A 16,578-nucleotide genomic window follows, 5' to 3' on the forward strand; every position below is an offset into this window, starting at 1 on the left:
GACGCCATTGGACACTGCACGCTACCGGCAATCCGACCCCACCCGACGCCGCACCGCCCACACACCCGGACGGAGAACGACCCCAAACGACCCACCACGGCGAGTTATCCCCGCATGCCCGGCTCTGGGGAAGCCGTGCTGCCGATGGCTGCTGATGCCGTCTCATCCTCCCGATGTCAGGCGGGTGGTATCAGATCGCTTTCGCTGACGGTGTAGGTCAGTTGGGGGTAGACGAAGTCCGTTTCATTGTTCTCGCGGCGCCGTAGGCGATAGAACTCGCGCCTCTGCTCGTCGTCGGCAGATGTGAGGCGCTCCCCCTGTGGGAGGTACGCATGTCCGTCGCGGAAACGTAGCAAGGTCTTCGACGTGCGAAAGGTCACGCCCAGCCACGCGTTCTCAGCCGTCGAAGCAGACGCCTCCAGCACGATCCTGTGTTTGAGCCGGCGATTCGATTCGACGGAGAACACGACGACGCTGTTGTGCGTGAGAGGTATATCGAACCGATCGTCAGCGGACTCCTTCGATTCAACAATCAGCTTTCTGGGCGCGCTCGCTTCGGGATGCCGGTAGCAGGAGAAGACGGCGATGAACGAGTCGTCGGCCAGGTCGAGGGCCAGGTCGGAATGGCTGCCCATGGTTCTGTAAGCGTTCGTGTACTGCTCGATGAGCGCATTGTTGAAGCCGGCCGGGAGCGCCGCGCGTTCCTGAATTTCTCGTGCCAGCCGCTGGTGCACCTTCCGGAAGCGCTGCGTGGGGCTGCTGTAGCGAGTGGTAGTGCGTACGAGAGGTACGCCGCCGGCGTCTTCGATGTCGGTGAGTGTGGCGCCTCGCCGGCCCTTGCCGAGATCTTCCCAACAGACTGATTCGGAGAGCGCCGTGAAGCGGTTGTCGTCCTCTGCTGGCAAAGCGATGGAGATGAACTCGTGAGGGATCCTAGATCCGCGGTGCAAGGTAGTCTCCCGAGTTCATGCTGAAGAGGAAATCGTCGCCGTAGTGAATGAGGGACGAGGTCCGGTTCTCCTCGGCGTACAGCCGGCGCAGCTCGTCCGTGCCCGCCGGTGTGGGCGGCTCAAGTGGCCGCAGACGTCCCGCCACTTTGAGGAGCGTGCTGCCGTTCTTGTGAACGGCTTCGGTGTTCGAGCAGCGCACCACATAACCGAGGCGGGTCGGGAGCAGCTCGGCGTTCAACGCCGAGGGCCGGATCTCGTGCGTGTACAGGCGGTTGGTGGACAGAGGCATCATGAACACGGAGCCCGGATAAAGAGTGACGGAGAACTGCTGGGGCAGCGCGGCCTCGATGCTGTCTGCGGCCGTCTCCTTGAGGCGGAAACGAAGTATCGTCAGTGCGCTGACACCCTTCACGCCGTAGTCGAAGACGTCTTCGGTCAGCGGCTGCAGCTGGTCGAGCCGGTCGTAGAAGGTACAGAAGGCCATGATCCCGTTGGCGGGCATGTCCTTTGTCTTGTCCGCATGAGACGAGATCTTCGCCTTGGCCTGCTTGCGCCCGGTCGTGGCAACGGTGTTGTGGTAGATCTGCGCGAGCACATGATTCAGCGGCGCGTGGTTCCGGAAGACGGCAGCGGCCTCACGGTTCAGCGCTCCGACGATCTGCGTGTCGGTCGGGCGAAAGGTCTCGGTCGGCCCCGAGAGATTCGTGGAACACCGCAGCAGCCGGAAATGCAGTGCGTCACCGTCCCGGGTAACGGGCGTCAGGTAGATGCCGCTGCGATGGGCTGTTCCGGGCTTGGTCGACTCCGTCAGGGACTGGAACGCGTGCTCCGTACGGATCCGTGCGAAGTGGTCGCCGTCGAGGTCGAAGTAGCGGCGGTAGTGCACGCCGACGCCGTGCACATCGAGGGGGACCCGGCCGAGACCGACGGAAGTCCACGAGGAGTCGATGGCCTCGCGATACCCGTGCGACAGCTCCCGGACGACGAACACCCGGGCGGCCGTGCGCAGTTGAGCGCCGCTGATCCCGGATACGTCACCACACAGGTAGACGGTCTTCTGCGCGATGTCGCATGAACCGGAAGCAAGCTGGTCCGGCGTGATGGCCGACCCGAAGAAGTCCCTCACCACGTCATGGTCCTGCAACGTCGACGGCGCAACCAAGAGGTTGTCGGCGTCATCGATGCAGGCTTCCGCCGGCTCTGCTGCGTACATCAAAGGGTCCTGCCGTTCACCGAGTTGGGCTGGTCACGAGGGTGGACATGGCAAAGGTCCGCACTCATTTCTTCGCGCCCGGAGCGCGAACGAAAGTGACGGACCGGTGAGCCTCGATGCTCTCACGGGGCTCGACAGCGGGCAACGGAATCTGCGGTGCGCGACAGCACGCACTCGGCGGAGTCGACGCAGCGCCCCACTGAGCCCAGTCCACCCAAAACGGCGTCCTTGACGGCGGTCTGCGCCCTTGGCAGCGCGGTCGCGGGCGCAGCACCATTCCGCCATGGACAGCACCCTGGTCGCCGCGGTCATCGGCACGCTCGGCGGTGGCCTGGTCACCGGGGTTGCCGCCATGTTGCGTACGAGGCTCGGCGTACGCACCGCGGCCCGACTGGTCTATGCCGAACTCACCCGGGACTGCGCCGCAGTGGTGCACTTCCGTAGGACGGACCACTGGGCCGCCACCACCTTGTCGAGCACCGCCTGGGACGAGCATGGCGCGGTCCTGGCACGCCGGCGCAGCGGTGCGTCGTTCGTGACCGTGCCCCGCGGATACGAGGCCTTGGAGATGGCCCCGATCATCGCCGAGAATGCGCTGCCTCTCGCCGAGCGCAGGGAGTGGATCGACAAGGAAGCCAGGCGACTTGCCGCCGCCATCAAGGAGGCGGGTGCCATCGCGCAGATGCCGGAGCCCGAAGTCAAGGGTTGGATCAGAAAGCTCGTGGGCCCGGTCCTTGCCCGGCGCAGTCCGCACCCGTTGGTCAGGGCCGGCACCGTGTCCTCCCTGGTGGTGCTCGGCCGGGTGATCGAGGACGATGCGCCGTCCGGGTTCACCGGTTCCGGGTGCGGCTGGTCGAGGAAGGGCCGGAGCCGATCCGCAGACCGGGCACATGGACGGCTACGTCGTCACGGAAGCGGACCAAGGCGGCATTCATATCAACTCCGGAATCCCCAACCGCGCTTTCCACCTGCTCGCCAAGAGCCTCGGCGGCCGGGCATGGGAGCGGGCCGGGCAGATCTGGTGGGACGCGCTGACAGGAGACGGAGTGCGAGACGGACTCCTCTTCGCCGACTGGGCCCGTCTCACCACCGACGCCGCCCGGGAGCGGTACGGCGGCAACAGTGCCGAGGAGCGCGCCGTCTTGGCAGCGTGGTCGGACGTGGGGGTGACGCCGGCGCCAGAGCGGACCGATGACTAGCTCGGGACGCGCCAGGGCCGGACAGCACCGTTGTCCGGACGGCACCACACAGGAGGAGCACGTGTTCACCGCCGGCTGGTACAGGGTGGCCCGGACGCACTCGCGCCCGTCAACTGTCGCGGGCGGGCAGCGTGTCGAGGCCGGTTTCGCGCATGATCCGGTCCACGGTGTCCACCAGGGTGCTCTGCGGACCGATGACCGTCTCGACGCCGCCGGGCAGCAGATCTTGGGGCCGGTACCAGGAGGCCAGGTGCTCCTCGGTTACGTGCGCCAGGTTCTGCGCGTCCGGCTTGGAGTGGTGCCGGGCGACGGTCTGCTCGAAGGGGATGTCGAAGTAGTAGGCCCGGGTGATACCGAGGTGGTCGGCGATCAGCGCGCTCAGCATGTCGCCGTACCGGTCCGCGGCGAAGATCCCTTCGACCACGGTGTGATAGCCGGCGCCCTTGCGCGACGGAGGACTTCCCGCTGGCACTCGGGCCGCGCAACAACACCAGGCGGGTATCGCTGCGGCCGATCGATCCGGCGGCGGGCGCGGCCGCGCGTACGGAAGGCTCGCTCATGCGGTCCAACCCATCTCCGCGTACGGAACACCCGCGGCAATGGACGCGATCGCGGGCCGGGTGCAGGGCACGGGATGGCGCAGTCCCAACAGGACGCGGCCGTCGGCGTCCTCCAGATACAGGTGGACGCCGAGCACCTGCATGCGCGTGCGGCTCAGTGGCTCGGGCAAGGTCGGCGTCTCCTCTTGTACGAACGGTGTGCCGGGTCCTCGGCAGTCGATGGGCATCATCACAGGCGTGACTGACATCGACTCTGTGGGAACTGCCGCGCTGATCGTCAACCGGCAGGGCGAATACCTGCTGCACCTGCGGGACGATTTGCCGCACGTCCTCCAGGCGGGACGGTAGGCGCTTCTCGGCGGCGCCCCTGAGGCCGGCGAGGACATGCAGGCGGCTCTGCGGCGGAACTACTTGAGGAGGCCGGACTGGCCCCGGGCGAGCTTCGGCCGTTCATCGCGCAGCACAACCGTGGGCCGGACGGCGCCACACGGCAAGTGCGGCGGCCGACTCGGCGCCGCGCCGCCTGCTGCCGCTGATGACGGTCGCCTTGGCTGCGCCGGCCGTTCAGGCTCACGGATGGGACCTGCGTATCGCGTCCGGATACCTGCCCAAGTACCTGCTCGCCGCGCCCGGCGGTGCTCCGGTGGGGCGGCCGGCCGATCCCCTGGAGCCATCGGCCACTTCTACGGGGTGGCATGCCGCGGTGATGCCGGTGGTGTCAGCCGTAGGTGATCATGACGTTGATGGCGATGATCACGCCGGCGGTGATGACGGCCAGGCCGATCACCGCACCGGCCATGTCCCGTCCCGGGGCCGGCTCCGAGGCAGTGGCGCTCTCGGGGTCCTCGCTCGTGTAGTAGACGAGAGTTTCGTCTCCGACGGCCCTGCTCGGCGGCCCGCCGGCCTCGGTGAAGCGCACAGCGCGGCCGTCGGCGGTGAAGTCGTACTCGTGGTACTGGATGCGACGCGGCACGTCGTTGATCGTCTGCACGCGGACATAGGCGCGCACCACGCGGGCCCGCGCAGACAGCCCGCTCTGCCACGCTCTGCGCCGCTGCCTGGTCCTGCGGACGAGCGCGTAACCGCCCCACAGCATCACAACGATGAGCAGCGGAAAGAGTATGTGGAAGACGAAGTCCATGAATGATCCCTGTAGACGGCGCTGTTCGTACGTCCAGTGATGCGGCCTGACGCAGGCGGGACCCTACCTGAGGAGTGCCAAGGGCCTTGTGTCGCCCTCGGAGCGCGCGGCCCGGCGACAAAGGGGTATCCGGTCCCGGCGCAACTGACACGGGCCGTCGGGGCGTCCATGCAGGCGGTGGGGTCCACCACGGCCGAGACCATGCGAGGGGCGCCTGCCGGACGGCGTGGAGCGAAGGAGGCGTGCTTGACGTGTCGTGGAGATGGGTGATTACGGGTGCGGTCGCGGCGGTGGGGGCCGCGCTTGGTGCGGTGCGCGTCAAGAGAGTGCTGGGCAACCCCTTCGCGCAGGCGGACCCCGTAGCGCAGGCGGAGAAGGAACTGGACAAGAGGGATCGAGCGCTGCGCGAAGAGCACCCCGATACCGTGGAGCTCCGGCACCGGGCCCACTACCTGAGCGAGATCGGGGATCTGGCCGGCGCCGTGGAAATCTCCGAAAAGCTGCTCGCCGAGCGGGTGCGGGCACTGGGCGAAGACCACCCTCAGGTCCTCACCACCCGGCACAACCTGGCCAACCTGCGCGGCAGGTCGGGCGACGCGGCCGGTGCTGCCGAGGCGTTCGAACGGCTGGTGCTCGACATGGAGCGGGTGCACGGAGCCGACTACATCTACACCGTCGTGTCCCGGCGCGCCGCCGTCCGCTGGCGGGAGGAAGCGGAAGGCGGCTGAAGGCGAACCTGATGAGGGACGTTGCGCAGCGACCTCCACCTGGATGCGGAGCAGGCGCGCAAGGTGCTCGCCCGCACCATCAGAGGGCTTCTCGAACGCGCCGATCCGTAAAGGGGGACCAAGAGGGCCGCAACATTCGGGATGGTCAGGCGAGCGGGCCCAGGATCTCCTGGGATTCGATCAGGCCCTGTTCGCTGGGGACCTGCCCCTCGCCGAAGACACGGGCCGCTTGCCGGGCCCGGAGGTCGAGATGGGCTTCGGCGGGCTTGGCGTAGCCGTGGCGGGCACGGGCTTGCGCGGGGGTGAGCACTTCCTTGTTGTGGGGAGGTATGCCGAGCTTGATGGGTGCGACGACCGCGACGGTGGAGGGCGAGATCCTGCCCAACAGGCTCAGTTCCACTCTGGGATGGAGGTGGGCGAGGGCGAAGGCCGTCTTCATGACGGGCACGATGAGCACGTCCAGGAGTCGCGACTGGCGGATCCCGGCCATCTCGCGCATCCAGCGCGGCATCGTGGCGATGGTGGCGATGCGCTGTGTTCTGGCGACCACCATGCTGGCCGGCTTGGCCCAACGGGGGACCGGCGGCAGTACGAGTTCGGTCCTGAGCAGATGATGCATCGCCTGTCGGGCGATGGGGCTGGCGGACAGCTGGGGGCGCATCCGCTCGAAGTACGCGCGCACACCCTCACGGCTGCGCGGGATGTCATCAGGGGAGCACGTCTGCAGTTCCGCTGCGACGGCGCAGGCTTCCCAGTACTCCCTGTCCTCCTGCTCGGTCAGTTTCCCCGGCCCGTACTTCTCGTACGCATAGAGGATCGAGTGCCAGCCGGTGAGCTGGATCCACAACTGTGAATCCGGGTCGTTGGCGTCGTAGGTGCCGTCGCCGTAGGGCAGTTGGCCGATCGCCTTCGAGTGCACCTTGACCAGGATGTCAGCGGCCTTGCACACCTGCTGTGACCCGGCGAAGGCCACCATCGCGAAGTACTTGAGGGTCCGGTCGTAGCGGGTGCGCGAGCGTTGGTAGATGCCCTGCGTCGCGTGGACCGCGGCGACCAGCGGCGGGTCGAGCTCCTCCACCACCACGGACCGCTGGAAACCCACGGTCGGGGCCGTGGGGTAGCTCCAGACCTTCCACACCACCGAGCCCGGGCCGAAGAACCCGTAGTCCTCGTGCGGTTCGACCGTGTCGCGCTTCAACTTCGCCATGGAGGCGCTCCTTGTGCGTGCGGGCTACGCCGCCTTCAATTACGACGCCGGTGTCGTAAATTAAGACATGCATGTCGTACGCTGCCAAGGTGTCGACGCCCTCTTCTTCCTCCGAACGGCCTCGCAAGCGCCGGCCCTACGCGCCGCGCCTCCCGCTCGCCCAGCGCCGGGAGCAACTGCTCGACGCCGCCCTCTTCGTGATCGTGAACGACGGCTACGACCGGATCTCCATCGACGCCATCGCGACGCGAGCCGGAGTGGCCCGGTCGGTCGTCTACGGCGCGTACGACAATCTCGACGCCCTGCTGCACGCCCTGCTCGACCGCCAGCAGGTGCGCGCCTTCGACAGGCTCCTCCAGACGATCCCCGACCCGTACGGTCCGCAGGGTCCGGCCGCGTTCGTGGCCGAGACCGTGCGCGGGATGTCGGCGATGCTGCGCGACGACCCGGACACCTGGCGGCTCATTCTGCTGCCCCCGGGCAACATGCCCGCGGCGGTCCGCGACCGCATCGAGGCGGACCGGGAGCGGTTCCGGCTGCGCGTCGAAGCGTGGATGTCCCGCACGCTCGCGACACACCGCGATCCCAAGTCCGCACCACAGCTGGATGCGCGCGTACTGGCCCATGCGCTCGTCGCCTGCGCGGAACACTTCGGCGTCCTCGCACTGACCGACCCCGGCAGGTTCGAACCCGCGCACCTGATCGACCAGGTGCAGGTGATGATCGGCGCTCTTCTGCCGCAGGCGCGGTGAAGGCGCCGTCACCAGCCACGTGACCTGTCAGGGATAGGGCAGCCGACGGGTTTTCTTCGGCGGGATCCGGTGTGGAAGGCGGCGCTGCGGTGTCACGCGGGGGCGTGCAGTGGCGGGTGCTCGAGCACGCGGGGCTTGTACTCGACCAGCTGGATGCGGCCGTCGAAGGTGCGGTGATCGGTCATTTCGAGGGCAACGTCCGGATAGCCGTCGTAGATGCGTTCTTCGCCCGTGGCTCCGGTGATCACGGGGAACATGACGACCCGGAAGCGGTCGACGAGTCCGGCTCGCAGCAGGGAGCGGCACAGGCTGAGGCTGCCGATCGTGCTCAGGAGCCCCGAGCCGCTCGACTTCATGGCCCGGACCGTCTCGACGGCGTCGTCGCGTACGAGCGTGCAGTTGGCCCACGGCAGTGGGTCCTCGAGTGAGGAGGAGAACACCACCTTGGTCGCCTGCGTGAGCTCGTCGACGGACGCCTCTTCCTCGGGCCTGAACTCGTCCTGGCCCTCGGGAACCTCGCCTGCGGCGAAGCCCGACATCAGGCGGTAGGTGTTCGCTCCCATCAGGTAGGTGGCCTCGGGCTGCTTCCCGAGCCATGCGAGGTACTCCGGGCCCTCGAGGCCCCAGAACCCGGGCCATCCCTCTCCTGATGCGTGACCGTCGAGGGAGGTGATGAAGTCGACGAGAAGCTCCGACATGGCGTTGTCCTTTCCTGGGGTGTCACGAGCTTGGACCGTCCGCGAGCCGCAAACTCATCGGCCGCGCTGCGAAGTAACCAGAAAGGCGGGACCGTCTGCGCCGGTGGTTGCAAGGTTTTCGGTCCTGATCGTTGGGCGCGGTGGTCCTCGGAGCCGGCGATCAAACCCGGTGTTGTCGCGCCTCACGGGCAAGGTGGGGCAGAGGGCGCGGGCCACGCTGCGGGCGATCCGTATGTCGGTGGTGCAGCCTTGGCGCGTGCTGGTTTGCACCGGCTACCTCAGCAGCCGGCGCGTCGGCATCGAGCGCGCCGGTCCACGCAGGATCTCAGCGCAGGGGAGTTGACCTGATCGTGACGGGAACGGGTGACACGGCGGCGTTCTGTGCCGGCGATGTGGCCGAGCAGCAGGTCCAGGAGGAAGGCGAGCTCTTTCCTTCAGGGACTTTGGTGGTGTTGGTCGGGCCGGGTGGTTCGGGCAAGTCGGTGTTCGCCGCGGCGTTCCCGGCGACTTGGGTGGTGAATCTCGATGAGCTGCGTGAGCGCCTGTCCGACGATGCGGGCGAGCAGTCTGTGACGCGTCCGGCGGTGCAGTTGCAGGACATTGTCGTGTCGACGCGGATGAAGCGCGGGCTCACCACGATCGTCGATTCGACGAACGTGGAGGCCTCCGTACGGGCCGGCCTGGTGGCCAAGGCTCGCGCGTTCGGCCGGCCCGCGGCCGCGGTCGTGTTCCTCACCGACCTCGGCGTCTGTCTCGAGCGCAACGCCCGGCGACCGGCCAACCGGCGGGTGCCGGAACGCGTGGTGCGCTGGCAGCACGAACAGACGGCGGCCGCGGTCGGGCTGTTGTCCGGTGAGGGGTTCGCCGACGTGCGCCCCGTCCTGCCGGCCTGAAGGGGCCGCGCTTCAGTCGGTGCTGATCTGCCGGCACAGCTCGGGTGCTGATCTGCCGGCGCTTGACTTCTTGCGCGTCAGTCCGGCAGCCAGTGCAGCTCGTGCGCCAGGGTTTTGGCGACGGCACGGATGCGGCGGTGCAGCGGCGACTGCTCGCGTGGGAGGACCAGGTGGATTGTCAGGCTGGGCGCGCCCCGCAGCGGTCGCCAGGTGAGACCGGCCGGTTGCGTCGTGGCCGCGGCTTCTCCGGCCGGGGCGAGGGTGACCCCGTCGCGCAGGTCGCGCTGAGACATGTCGAAAGAGACTGCGGGCGTGTGGAATCGGGGGTGTGGCCGGGTGTCTCGGAACAGTGCGGTCAGCTGATCGTGGATCACGGGGTTGGCCGCACGGTCCGGGAGTCGCAGCGGATACGCGGCCGCGTCGGCGATCTCGATCTCCGGGTGCTCGGCCAGCGGATGGTGCTGCGCCAGCTGTACCCCGATGCGCGCACGCCGCAGCAGGAACCGTCGCACGTCACGGCCCGGCTGTTCACCGCGGGTGATCCCGGCATCGATACGGCCGTCGGCGACCGCGGGGGAGATCTCCGGTGTCGCCATCGGGACCGCGCCGACCTCGAGTCCGCTGGTGCCGCGAACGAGCCTGTCCACCAGGGCCGGTACCGTCTCGGCCCCGGTGCTGAGGCTGTACCCGATGCGCAGCGTGCCCAGTTCACCGGCCGCCGCGCTCCGGGCGGTGTCCCATGCCCGGTCCAGTGCCGCCAGCGCGGGCGGCGCGGACTCCACCAAAGCCGCACCGGCCGTGGTCAATTCGACGGTACGTGTGTTGCGGACCAGCAGGGCCGTACCGAGTTCCGCTTCCAATCGGCGCATCCGGGCGCTGAGCGCGGGCTGTGCGATGCCGATCCGTGCGGCCGCGCGCGTGAAGTTCAACTCCTGCGCCAGCACCAGGAAGTACCGCAGGCTCACCGTGTCAGGCGCCACGTGGCCTCCCTGTCGATTGATAACGATCCGTTCTGAGTCTATGCCGAACTGGTCTTTCCCTCGGCCGCACATCAAGCCCTAGCCTGCGCATATGACGATTCAACTGACCGCAGTACCGGTCGCCGGGATCGATCGATCCGAGTGTCAATGCGAAGTCGGAAGTGTCCGGCCGACCACAGGAGGTTTCCATGGCTAAGGGCTACTGGGTCAGTGTCTACCCCGCCATTTCCGACCCTGAGGGGCTGACTGCCTACGACAAGCTGGCCGGTCCGGCTGTCCAGGCTGCGGGCGGGCGCGTCCTGTCCCGGATCCCGTCCCTTGGCGGTCGAGTCGTCGCCCACGAGGCCGGACTGACGCAACGCGTCGTTCTGATCGAGTTCGACAGCTTTGAACAGGCCGTCTCGGCGTACGAGAGCGAGGCCTACCAGAAGGCGCTGGTGGCCCTCCCCGACGGGTTCGAGCGCGACTTCCGCATCATTGACGGCATCGACTGACCGGCGGACCCAGCGAGCAACCGTGGTCGTGCATGTGGTGCGCAACTCACGCAAGGACAGCGACCGTTCAAGAAATTGATCGAACCGGTCGAGATCGACGTTCGACAGGAGCGGCGAGGCCACGCAGCCATGCTGTGGGCCGCTCAACGTTGCAATCCACCGCGAGTCCTCTAGATGCCCGGCCCTCAGCGTGTGCCCGATCAGCTGCAGAGTGACCATTGTGGATCTTCTCTCCACGATGATCGCGAGCATCAACTCCTCATCCAAGCAGCCGAAGCAGCCGGAGATATCACCTTCGCTGAACCATCGTGTTCCGGTCCAGCAATTCACTGTGACCCGCACTGGGTGAGGTGGCCACTGGTCAGACCGATGGGTTCTTGTTGCCCAGCCTCTCCGTCTTGTCGGTATAGGACGGTCCAACTGGCAGCCATCGGGGCGACTTGGAATACGGAGCCCTGTGATCCCCAATGTCTTCGCCCGTGGCATACCGTCAGCGACTTCTACCCGCATCAGGGTGTCATCGCACCGGATTTTCGGTGGATGAGTCCCTGAGGCATGAGGAACAAGTCCGGGTTGAGCAGCTGGCGACAGGGACGTTCCAGTACGGCTCCTCCGGCATCCTCGCAGGTCGCCCCCCATGGCGACGAGCGCAGGCACTCCGTCGCCATGGGGGATTGCGCCCTCTCTCTGGCATGCCAATCTGCATCTTTGTTTTGGCCTGCAGGGTAAGTCAGTTGACCTAGTCGGAGCCCCTCATGTGCGCTCCCTGCAGCCCGTAAGATTCTGACAGAAATCCTTGTTCACGGCCTCAGGGAAATAAAAGACCACAGATCCGTGACTGCTGTCCAACGCCACCCAGCCCTGCTTGCAGGGCGTGAATATTGGCTTGATCGACGCCCGGAACTCGTCCGGTACGTCGCCGAGGTGCGGCCCTTGCTCCATGTTCGACATCTCGGGCGCGAATATGCCTGACAGTAGGCCCACTTGGCGATCAGTGCCACGATCGACCGATCGAAATCATGAGTCGAGGAAGATCGAATTCGCCTCCCCTCGCACCGTGGCTGGGTGCCACCATCCACAAGGCCTGAAGTAGCGCCAATTTCGTCAGATGGTGACCGGTCTGCGTCCAGCCTGTTGACAGGTACACCTCCGCGCGGCACTTTGGGAGCGCTCCCACTGCTTCAAGTCTTGCAACGCCCTCGCCAGAGCCGCGTGGAGGGGATGGAGTTCTGCGACCGGCAGGATGCCGGTCGCGGGTTAGGCGATATCCGTCACCTCCTGTAATCGGAGAGAGGAACCGCCATGACGCTGGCGCCTGCGCTGCCTGCCCCAAGGCGGACGCCTCGAAGCTTCGCCGCCACCGCGGCAGCCTCGCCCCTTGAGGCGCAGACGGGACGTCGCGGCCACGGTTCAGGGCGACCGACTGATCGAACGTGGACGAGGCCGACGACTGCAGCCGCGGTACGAGCACCTCTTTCGCGGGCGCATCGAACCGTGCAGTAGCAGGCCAAAGCCGTCGCCGGCACCGCGCTCCATATGCGGTCCGGTCGCGCTCACCACTCCCACCCCACCCTTCACGGAGGAGTTGTGCCCATGCAGCGCGAAGTGCCCGAAAGATCACCAAAATCCGCATTACTATCCCGGCGTTCCTTCGCCACCGCGGCCGGCGGGGCGCTCGTCGCCCTAGGCGTGGGGCAGGGTCTCGCCCGGTCCGCGGAGGCCGAGGCCCAGGTCTCGCCCGGTCCGCGGGCGGCCGCGGCCGCTGCGGACGGCCCGTACACGCAGGCATTCCTCACTCAGTACGAGAAGATCAAGAACCCGGACAACGGCTACTTCAGCGCGGACGGCATCCCGTTCCACAGTGTCGAGACTCTGATCGTGGAGGCCCCCGACCACGGTCATCAGACGACCTCCGAGGCGTTCAGTTTCTGGATCTGGCTGGAGGCGGCGTACGGCCGGGTCACCGGCGACTGGGCCCCCTTCAACAAGTCCTGGGAGGTCGCCGAGGCCTCGATCATCCCGCCGCACATCGACCAGCCCACCAACGACTCCTACAGCCCCGCCAAGCCCGCTACCTACGCACCCGAGCACCCGCAGGTCACCAGCTACCCGTCCGAGCTGAACCCCTCCGTCCCCGTAGGCTCCGACCCCCTCGCCGCCGAACTCGCCTCCTCCTACGGGACGATGGACGTCTACGGCATGCACTGGCTGATGGACCTCGACAACGTCTACGGCTTCGGCAACAAGCCCGGCACCGGCGACGAGCTCGGCCCGGGCAAGATGGCGTCCTTCATCAACAGCTACCAGCGCGGCGCGCAGGAGTCCGTCTGGGAGACCGTTCCGCAGCCGACCACGGACCTGTTCAAGTACGGCGGGCCCAACGGCTACCTCGACCTCTTCGTCAAGGACGCCTCGTACGCGAAGCAGTGGAAGTACACCAACGCCCCCGATGCCGACGCGCGTGCTGTGCAGGCCGCCTACTGGGCGCTGACCTGGGCGCGGGCGCAGGGCAAGGAGGGCCAGGTCGCCGCCTCCGTCGCCAGGGCCGCGAAGATGGGCGACTACCTGCGCTACTCGATGTTCGACAAGTACTTCAAGAAGATCGGCAACTGCACCAGCCCCACCGGCTGCGAGGCCGCCTCCGGCCGCGACGCCCAGCACTACCTGCTGTCCTGGTACTACGCCTGGGGCGGCTCCACCGGTACCGGCGGCGGCTGGGCCTGGCGGATCGGCGACGGCATCGCCCACCAGGGCTACCAGAACCCGCTGGCCGCCTGGGTGCTGTCCACGGTCCCGGCGCTCATCCCCAAGTCACCGACCGCGAAGGGCGATTGGCAGAAGTCTCTGACCCGGCAGCTGGAGTTCCTGCGCTGGTTGCAGTCCGCCGAGGGCGGGCTCGCCGGCGGCTGCTCCAACAGCTGGGACGGCCAGTACGGCACTCCGCCTGCCGGCACGCCCACCTTCTACGGCATGGCGTATGACTGGCAGCCCGTGTATCACGACCCGCCGAGCAACAACTGGTTCGGCTTCCAGGTCTGGTGCATGGAGCGCGTCGCCCAGTGCTACTACGTCTGCGGCAACGCGACCGCCAAGTCGGTCCTCGACAAGTGGGTGGCCTGGGCCGCCGAGCACACCACCGTCGGCGCCGACGGCAGCCTCCGCTTCCCCTCCCCCCTCCGGTGGCCCGGGGCCCCCGACACCTGGAACGCCGCATCTCCCGGCGCCAACGCAGGCCTGCACGTCGCGGTCGTCGACTACGGCGACGACGTGGGCGTGGGCGCGGCGCTGGCCATGACGCTGATCTACTACGCGGCGAAGTCCGGGGACGCCGACGCCGCCGGACTCGCCAAGGCCCTGCTCGACGCGATGGCCGGGCACGCGGATGCCCAGGGCATCGCCGTCCCCGAGACCCGCCGTGACTACAACCGCTTCGACGACCCGGTCCACTTCCCCGCGGGCTGGTCCGGCACCTCCCCGCAGGGCGTGAAGCTGGGCGCCGGTGCGACCTTCATCGGGATGCGGCCGTGGCTCAAGCAGGAGCCGGGCTGGCCGAAGGTGCAGGCATACCTCGACGGCGGCGCTCCACCGGTCTTCACGTACCACCGCTTCTGGGCGCAGGCGGCGCTGGCGCTCTCCTTCGCCTCATACGCCGAACTCCTCGCCGACGAGGGCGGCCCCGGCGGCGGTGACGACACCACCGCTCCGACCATCCCGGCCGGCCTCAAGGTCACCGCGACGACCAGCACCAGCGTGTCGCTGTCGTGGTCGGCGTCCACCGACGACACCGGGGTCGCGGCATACGACGTCTACCGCGACGGCATCCCGGTCGGCAGCCCGACCGCGACCAGCTACACCGATCCCGGGCTCTCGGCCGCCACCGCCTACCGCTACCGGGTCGCCGCCCGTGACGCGGCAGGCAATGCCTCGGCACTGTCCGCCGAGGTCACCGGCACCACCCAGGCCGGCGGCGGCACCGGCGGAGCCAAGGTCCAGTACAAGAACAACGACTCGGGCGCCACCGACAACGCCATCCGTATGTCCCTGAAGGTCGACAACACCGGCGGCGGCGCGCTCAGCCTCTCCACCCTGACCGTCCGCTACTACTTCACCGGCGACGGCGGCCCGTCCTCGTACACCACCTGGTGCGACTGGGCGATGCTGGGCGGCGCCAACATCACCCACCGGGTGGTCGCGATGAGCAGCCCGAAGGCCGGCGCGGACCGCTATCTGGAGGTCGGCTTCACCGCCGGCGCGGGCAGCGTGACCGCGGGCGGCGGCTCCGGCGAGATCCAGCTGCGCGTGCACAAGAGCGACTGGTCGAACTTCAACGAGGCCGACGACTACAGCCGCGGCACCAACTCATCCTTCGCGGAGGCCTCCAAGATCACCGCGTACGTGGGCGGAGAGCTCGTCTGGGGGATGGAGCCGTGACGGGACGTCATCTGCGCGGCGCCCTCGCCGCCTTCGCCGCGAGCGCCCTGCTCGCCGGGCTCGCACTGTTCACCGGAGCGGGCCGGGCGACGGCCGCACCGATCACCGACTGCACCCCGTGGGGCACCACCGCGTTGCAAGGGGGTGCGTACACCTACCAGCAGAACGAGTGGAACTCCTCGGCGCGCCAGTGTGTGAGCGTGGACCCCGACACCGGCGCCTGGAGGCTGACCGAGGCGAACTTCTCGCTCACCACGGCAGGCCCGCCGGCCACCTACCCGTCCAGCTACAAGGGCTGTCACTGGGGCGCGTGCACCGCGAACAGCGGCCTGCCGATCCGGGTGAGTGAACTGGGCAGCGCCCGCTCGACGTTCGACACCACCCAGGTCGCCTCCGGTGCCTGGAACGCCGCGTACGACCTGTGGTTCAACTCCACACCCACGACCGACGGTCAGCCGGACGGTACCGAGGTGATGATCTGGATCAACCACCGCGGCGGCGTCCAGCCCATCGGCTCGCGCACGGCGACGTTCACCGCGGACGGCCGGACGTGGGACGTATGGACCGGCCCCGGCGCCTCCGGGTGGAAGGTCATCTCCTACGTGCTGCAGGGCGGCGCCACCGCGGTGACCGACCTGGACGTGAAGGACCTCATCGACGACGCCACCGCGCGCGGCCAGATCAACCCCGCGCACTACCTGATCGACGCCGAGGCAGGCTTCGAGATCTGGCAGGGCGGCCAGGGGCTGGGCGTGAACTCCTTCTCCTTCGACGCCCGCAAGGGCCCCGGGGGAGGCGACCCGCCGCCCGACCCCGACCCGGGAGCCGGCGGGCTGAAGGTGCAGTACAAGACCTCCGACACCAGCGCCACCGACAACGCCATCCGGATGAGCCTGCAACTGGTCAACACCGGCAGCAGCTCGCGCAGCCTGAACGGCGTGGAGATCCGCTACTGGTTCTCCGACCCGGCGTCCTCGTACACCACGTGGTGCGACTGGGCGCAGATGGGCTGCTCCCAACTCGCCCACTCCGTGGCCGCGAACGGCTCCGTACCGGGCGCCGACCACTACCTGAAGGTCACCCCCACCAGCGGCACGCTCGCCGCGGGTGCCTCGAGCGGCGACATTCAACTCCGGCTGCACCGGGCCGACTGGTCGCCCTTCAACGAGGCGGACGACTACAGCCACGGGACCGCGAGTTCCTACGCGGACGCGCCGAAGATCGGCGTCTACGCGGACGGCGAACTCCTGTGGGGCACCGCACCCTGATCCACCCCGGACACCCGGTGGCGGGAATCCTTCCCGCTGCCCTCCCGCCACCGGGGCGCACCTC

The 16,578-nt window shown here is 67.9% G+C and carries 16 protein-coding genes; 7 read left to right on the top strand and 9 right to left on the bottom strand.

Features of this window, described 5'->3' with window-relative positions; all coding sequences use genetic code 11:
* Window positions 1-176: 176 nt before the first annotated feature.
* The 3 genes from JAO81_RS33110 to JAO81_RS33120 form a co-directional block, all read right to left on the bottom strand.
* Window positions 177-905 carry an alpha-ketoglutarate-dependent dioxygenase AlkB gene (locus JAO81_RS33110; protein ID WP_233416273.1) on the bottom strand — a complete coding sequence of 243 codons (729 nt, stop codon included), beginning with the start codon at window positions 903-905 and terminating at the stop codon, window positions 177-179.
* Window positions 906-933: 28 nt separating this feature from the next.
* On the bottom strand, window positions 934-2,163 hold the full coding sequence (locus tag JAO81_RS33115) for a hypothetical protein (protein WP_199551670.1): 1,230 nt from the start codon (window positions 2,161-2,163) through the stop codon (window positions 934-936).
* Window positions 2,164-2,559: 396 nt separating this feature from the next.
* On the bottom strand, window positions 2,560-2,793 hold the full coding sequence (locus tag JAO81_RS33120) for a hypothetical protein (RefSeq protein ID WP_199551671.1): 234 nt from the start codon (window positions 2,791-2,793) through the stop codon (window positions 2,560-2,562).
* 185 nt (window positions 2,794-2,978) lie between these two features.
* On the opposite strand from JAO81_RS33120, the gene JAO81_RS33125 reads away from it, so the two are divergent.
* The gene (locus tag JAO81_RS33125) at window positions 2,979-3,362 is read left to right on the top strand and encodes a M4 family metallopeptidase (protein ID WP_199551672.1); all 384 of its coding nucleotides are present in this window, start codon (window positions 2,979-2,981) and stop codon (window positions 3,360-3,362) included.
* A 109-nt stretch (window positions 3,363-3,471) separates the two neighbouring features.
* Here the strand turns inward: JAO81_RS33125 and JAO81_RS33130 are convergent, their stop codons facing one another.
* From JAO81_RS33130 to JAO81_RS33140, 3 genes are all read right to left on the bottom strand, one after another.
* A complete protein-coding gene (locus tag JAO81_RS33130; protein ID WP_307814007.1) occupies window positions 3,472-3,786 on the bottom strand; it encodes a hypothetical protein in 315 nt (104 codons plus the stop codon).
* Between the two features lie 132 nt (window positions 3,787-3,918).
* The gene (locus tag JAO81_RS42985; RefSeq protein ID WP_233416274.1) at window positions 3,919-4,092 is read right to left on the bottom strand and encodes a hypothetical protein; all 174 of its coding nucleotides are present in this window, start codon (window positions 4,090-4,092) and stop codon (window positions 3,919-3,921) included.
* A 548-nt stretch (window positions 4,093-4,640) separates the two neighbouring features.
* Window positions 4,641-5,063, bottom strand: a complete 423-nt coding sequence (locus JAO81_RS33140) for a DUF3592 domain-containing protein (protein WP_199551673.1) — start codon at window positions 5,061-5,063, stop codon at window positions 4,641-4,643.
* A 251-nt stretch (window positions 5,064-5,314) separates the two neighbouring features.
* On the opposite strand from JAO81_RS33140, the gene JAO81_RS33145 reads away from it, so the two are divergent.
* Window positions 5,315-5,791, top strand: a complete 477-nt coding sequence (locus tag JAO81_RS33145) for a tetratricopeptide repeat protein (protein ID WP_199551674.1) — start codon at window positions 5,315-5,317, stop codon at window positions 5,789-5,791.
* A gap of 145 nt (window positions 5,792-5,936) precedes the next feature.
* Here JAO81_RS33145 and JAO81_RS33150 read toward each other — a convergent pair whose 3' ends face one another.
* On the bottom strand, window positions 5,937-6,998 hold the full coding sequence (locus JAO81_RS33150; protein ID WP_199551675.1) for an oxygenase MpaB family protein: 1,062 nt from the start codon (window positions 6,996-6,998) through the stop codon (window positions 5,937-5,939).
* Between the two features lie 71 nt (window positions 6,999-7,069).
* Between JAO81_RS33150 and JAO81_RS33155 the strand changes: the two genes are divergently transcribed.
* A complete protein-coding gene (locus JAO81_RS33155; RefSeq protein ID WP_199551676.1) occupies window positions 7,070-7,750 on the top strand; it encodes a TetR/AcrR family transcriptional regulator in 681 nt (226 codons plus the stop codon).
* A 92-nt stretch (window positions 7,751-7,842) separates the two neighbouring features.
* Here JAO81_RS33155 and JAO81_RS33160 read toward each other — a convergent pair whose 3' ends face one another.
* Complete coding sequence (locus tag JAO81_RS33160) at window positions 7,843-8,448, bottom strand: dihydrofolate reductase family protein (protein ID WP_199551677.1); 606 nt, start codon at window positions 8,446-8,448, stop codon at window positions 7,843-7,845.
* 392 nt (window positions 8,449-8,840) lie between these two features.
* Here JAO81_RS33160 and JAO81_RS33165 point away from each other — a divergent pair, with 392 nt between their 5' ends.
* Complete coding sequence (locus tag JAO81_RS33165) at window positions 8,841-9,341, top strand: AAA family ATPase (protein ID WP_199551678.1); 501 nt, start codon at window positions 8,841-8,843, stop codon at window positions 9,339-9,341.
* A gap of 77 nt (window positions 9,342-9,418) precedes the next feature.
* Here JAO81_RS33165 and JAO81_RS33170 read toward each other — a convergent pair whose 3' ends face one another.
* Window positions 9,419-10,321 (bottom strand): LysR family transcriptional regulator, encoded by a 903-nt coding sequence (locus tag JAO81_RS33170; protein ID WP_199551679.1) that lies wholly within the window; start codon window positions 10,319-10,321, stop codon window positions 9,419-9,421.
* Window positions 10,322-10,509: 188 nt separating this feature from the next.
* Here JAO81_RS33170 and JAO81_RS33175 point away from each other — a divergent pair, with 188 nt between their 5' ends.
* The 3 genes from JAO81_RS33175 to JAO81_RS33185 all read left to right on the top strand — a co-directional run bounded on the left by JAO81_RS33175 (window position 10,510) and on the right by JAO81_RS33185 (window position 16,514).
* Window positions 10,510-10,815, top strand: coding sequence for a DUF1330 domain-containing protein (locus JAO81_RS33175; protein ID WP_199551680.1), 306 nt, complete (start codon window positions 10,510-10,512; stop codon window positions 10,813-10,815).
* A gap of 1,593 nt (window positions 10,816-12,408) precedes the next feature.
* Window positions 12,409-15,246 (top strand): glycoside hydrolase family 48 protein, encoded by a 2,838-nt coding sequence (locus JAO81_RS33180; RefSeq protein WP_199551681.1) that lies wholly within the window; start codon window positions 12,409-12,411, stop codon window positions 15,244-15,246.
* Window positions 15,243-16,514 carry a cellulose binding domain-containing protein gene (locus tag JAO81_RS33185; RefSeq protein ID WP_199551682.1) on the top strand — a complete coding sequence of 424 codons (1,272 nt, stop codon included), beginning with the start codon at window positions 15,243-15,245 and terminating at the stop codon, window positions 16,512-16,514. Before JAO81_RS33180 ends, JAO81_RS33185 begins: the two co-directional genes overlap by 4 nt.
* Window positions 16,515-16,578: the final 64 nt, after the last annotated feature.

It is taken from the genome of Streptomyces sp. N35 (assembly GCF_016464295.1).
Classification (GTDB): domain Bacteria; phylum Actinomycetota; class Actinomycetes; order Streptomycetales; family Streptomycetaceae; genus Streptomyces.

Coding starts and splice junctions, on each gene's coding strand:
- JAO81_RS33140 (WP_199551673.1), bottom strand. CDS start 5,063: ATGGACTTCGTCTTCCACATACTCTTTCCGCTGCTCATCGTTGTGATG.
- JAO81_RS33175 (WP_199551680.1), top strand. CDS start 10,510: ATGGCTAAGGGCTACTGGGTCAGTGTCTACCCCGCCATTTCCGACCCT.
- JAO81_RS33155 (WP_199551676.1), top strand. CDS start 7,070: ATGTCGTACGCTGCCAAGGTGTCGACGCCCTCTTCTTCCTCCGAACGG.
- JAO81_RS33160 (WP_199551677.1), bottom strand. CDS start 8,448: ATGTCGGAGCTTCTCGTCGACTTCATCACCTCCCTCGACGGTCACGCA.
- JAO81_RS33125 (WP_199551672.1), top strand. CDS start 2,979: ATGCGCCGTCCGGGTTCACCGGTTCCGGGTGCGGCTGGTCGAGGAAGG.
- JAO81_RS33150 (WP_199551675.1), bottom strand. CDS start 6,998: ATGGCGAAGTTGAAGCGCGACACGGTCGAACCGCACGAGGACTACGGG.
- JAO81_RS33115 (WP_199551670.1), bottom strand. CDS start 2,163: ATGTACGCAGCAGAGCCGGCGGAAGCCTGCATCGATGACGCCGACAAC.
- JAO81_RS33180 (WP_199551681.1), top strand. CDS start 12,409: ATGCAGCGCGAAGTGCCCGAAAGATCACCAAAATCCGCATTACTATCC.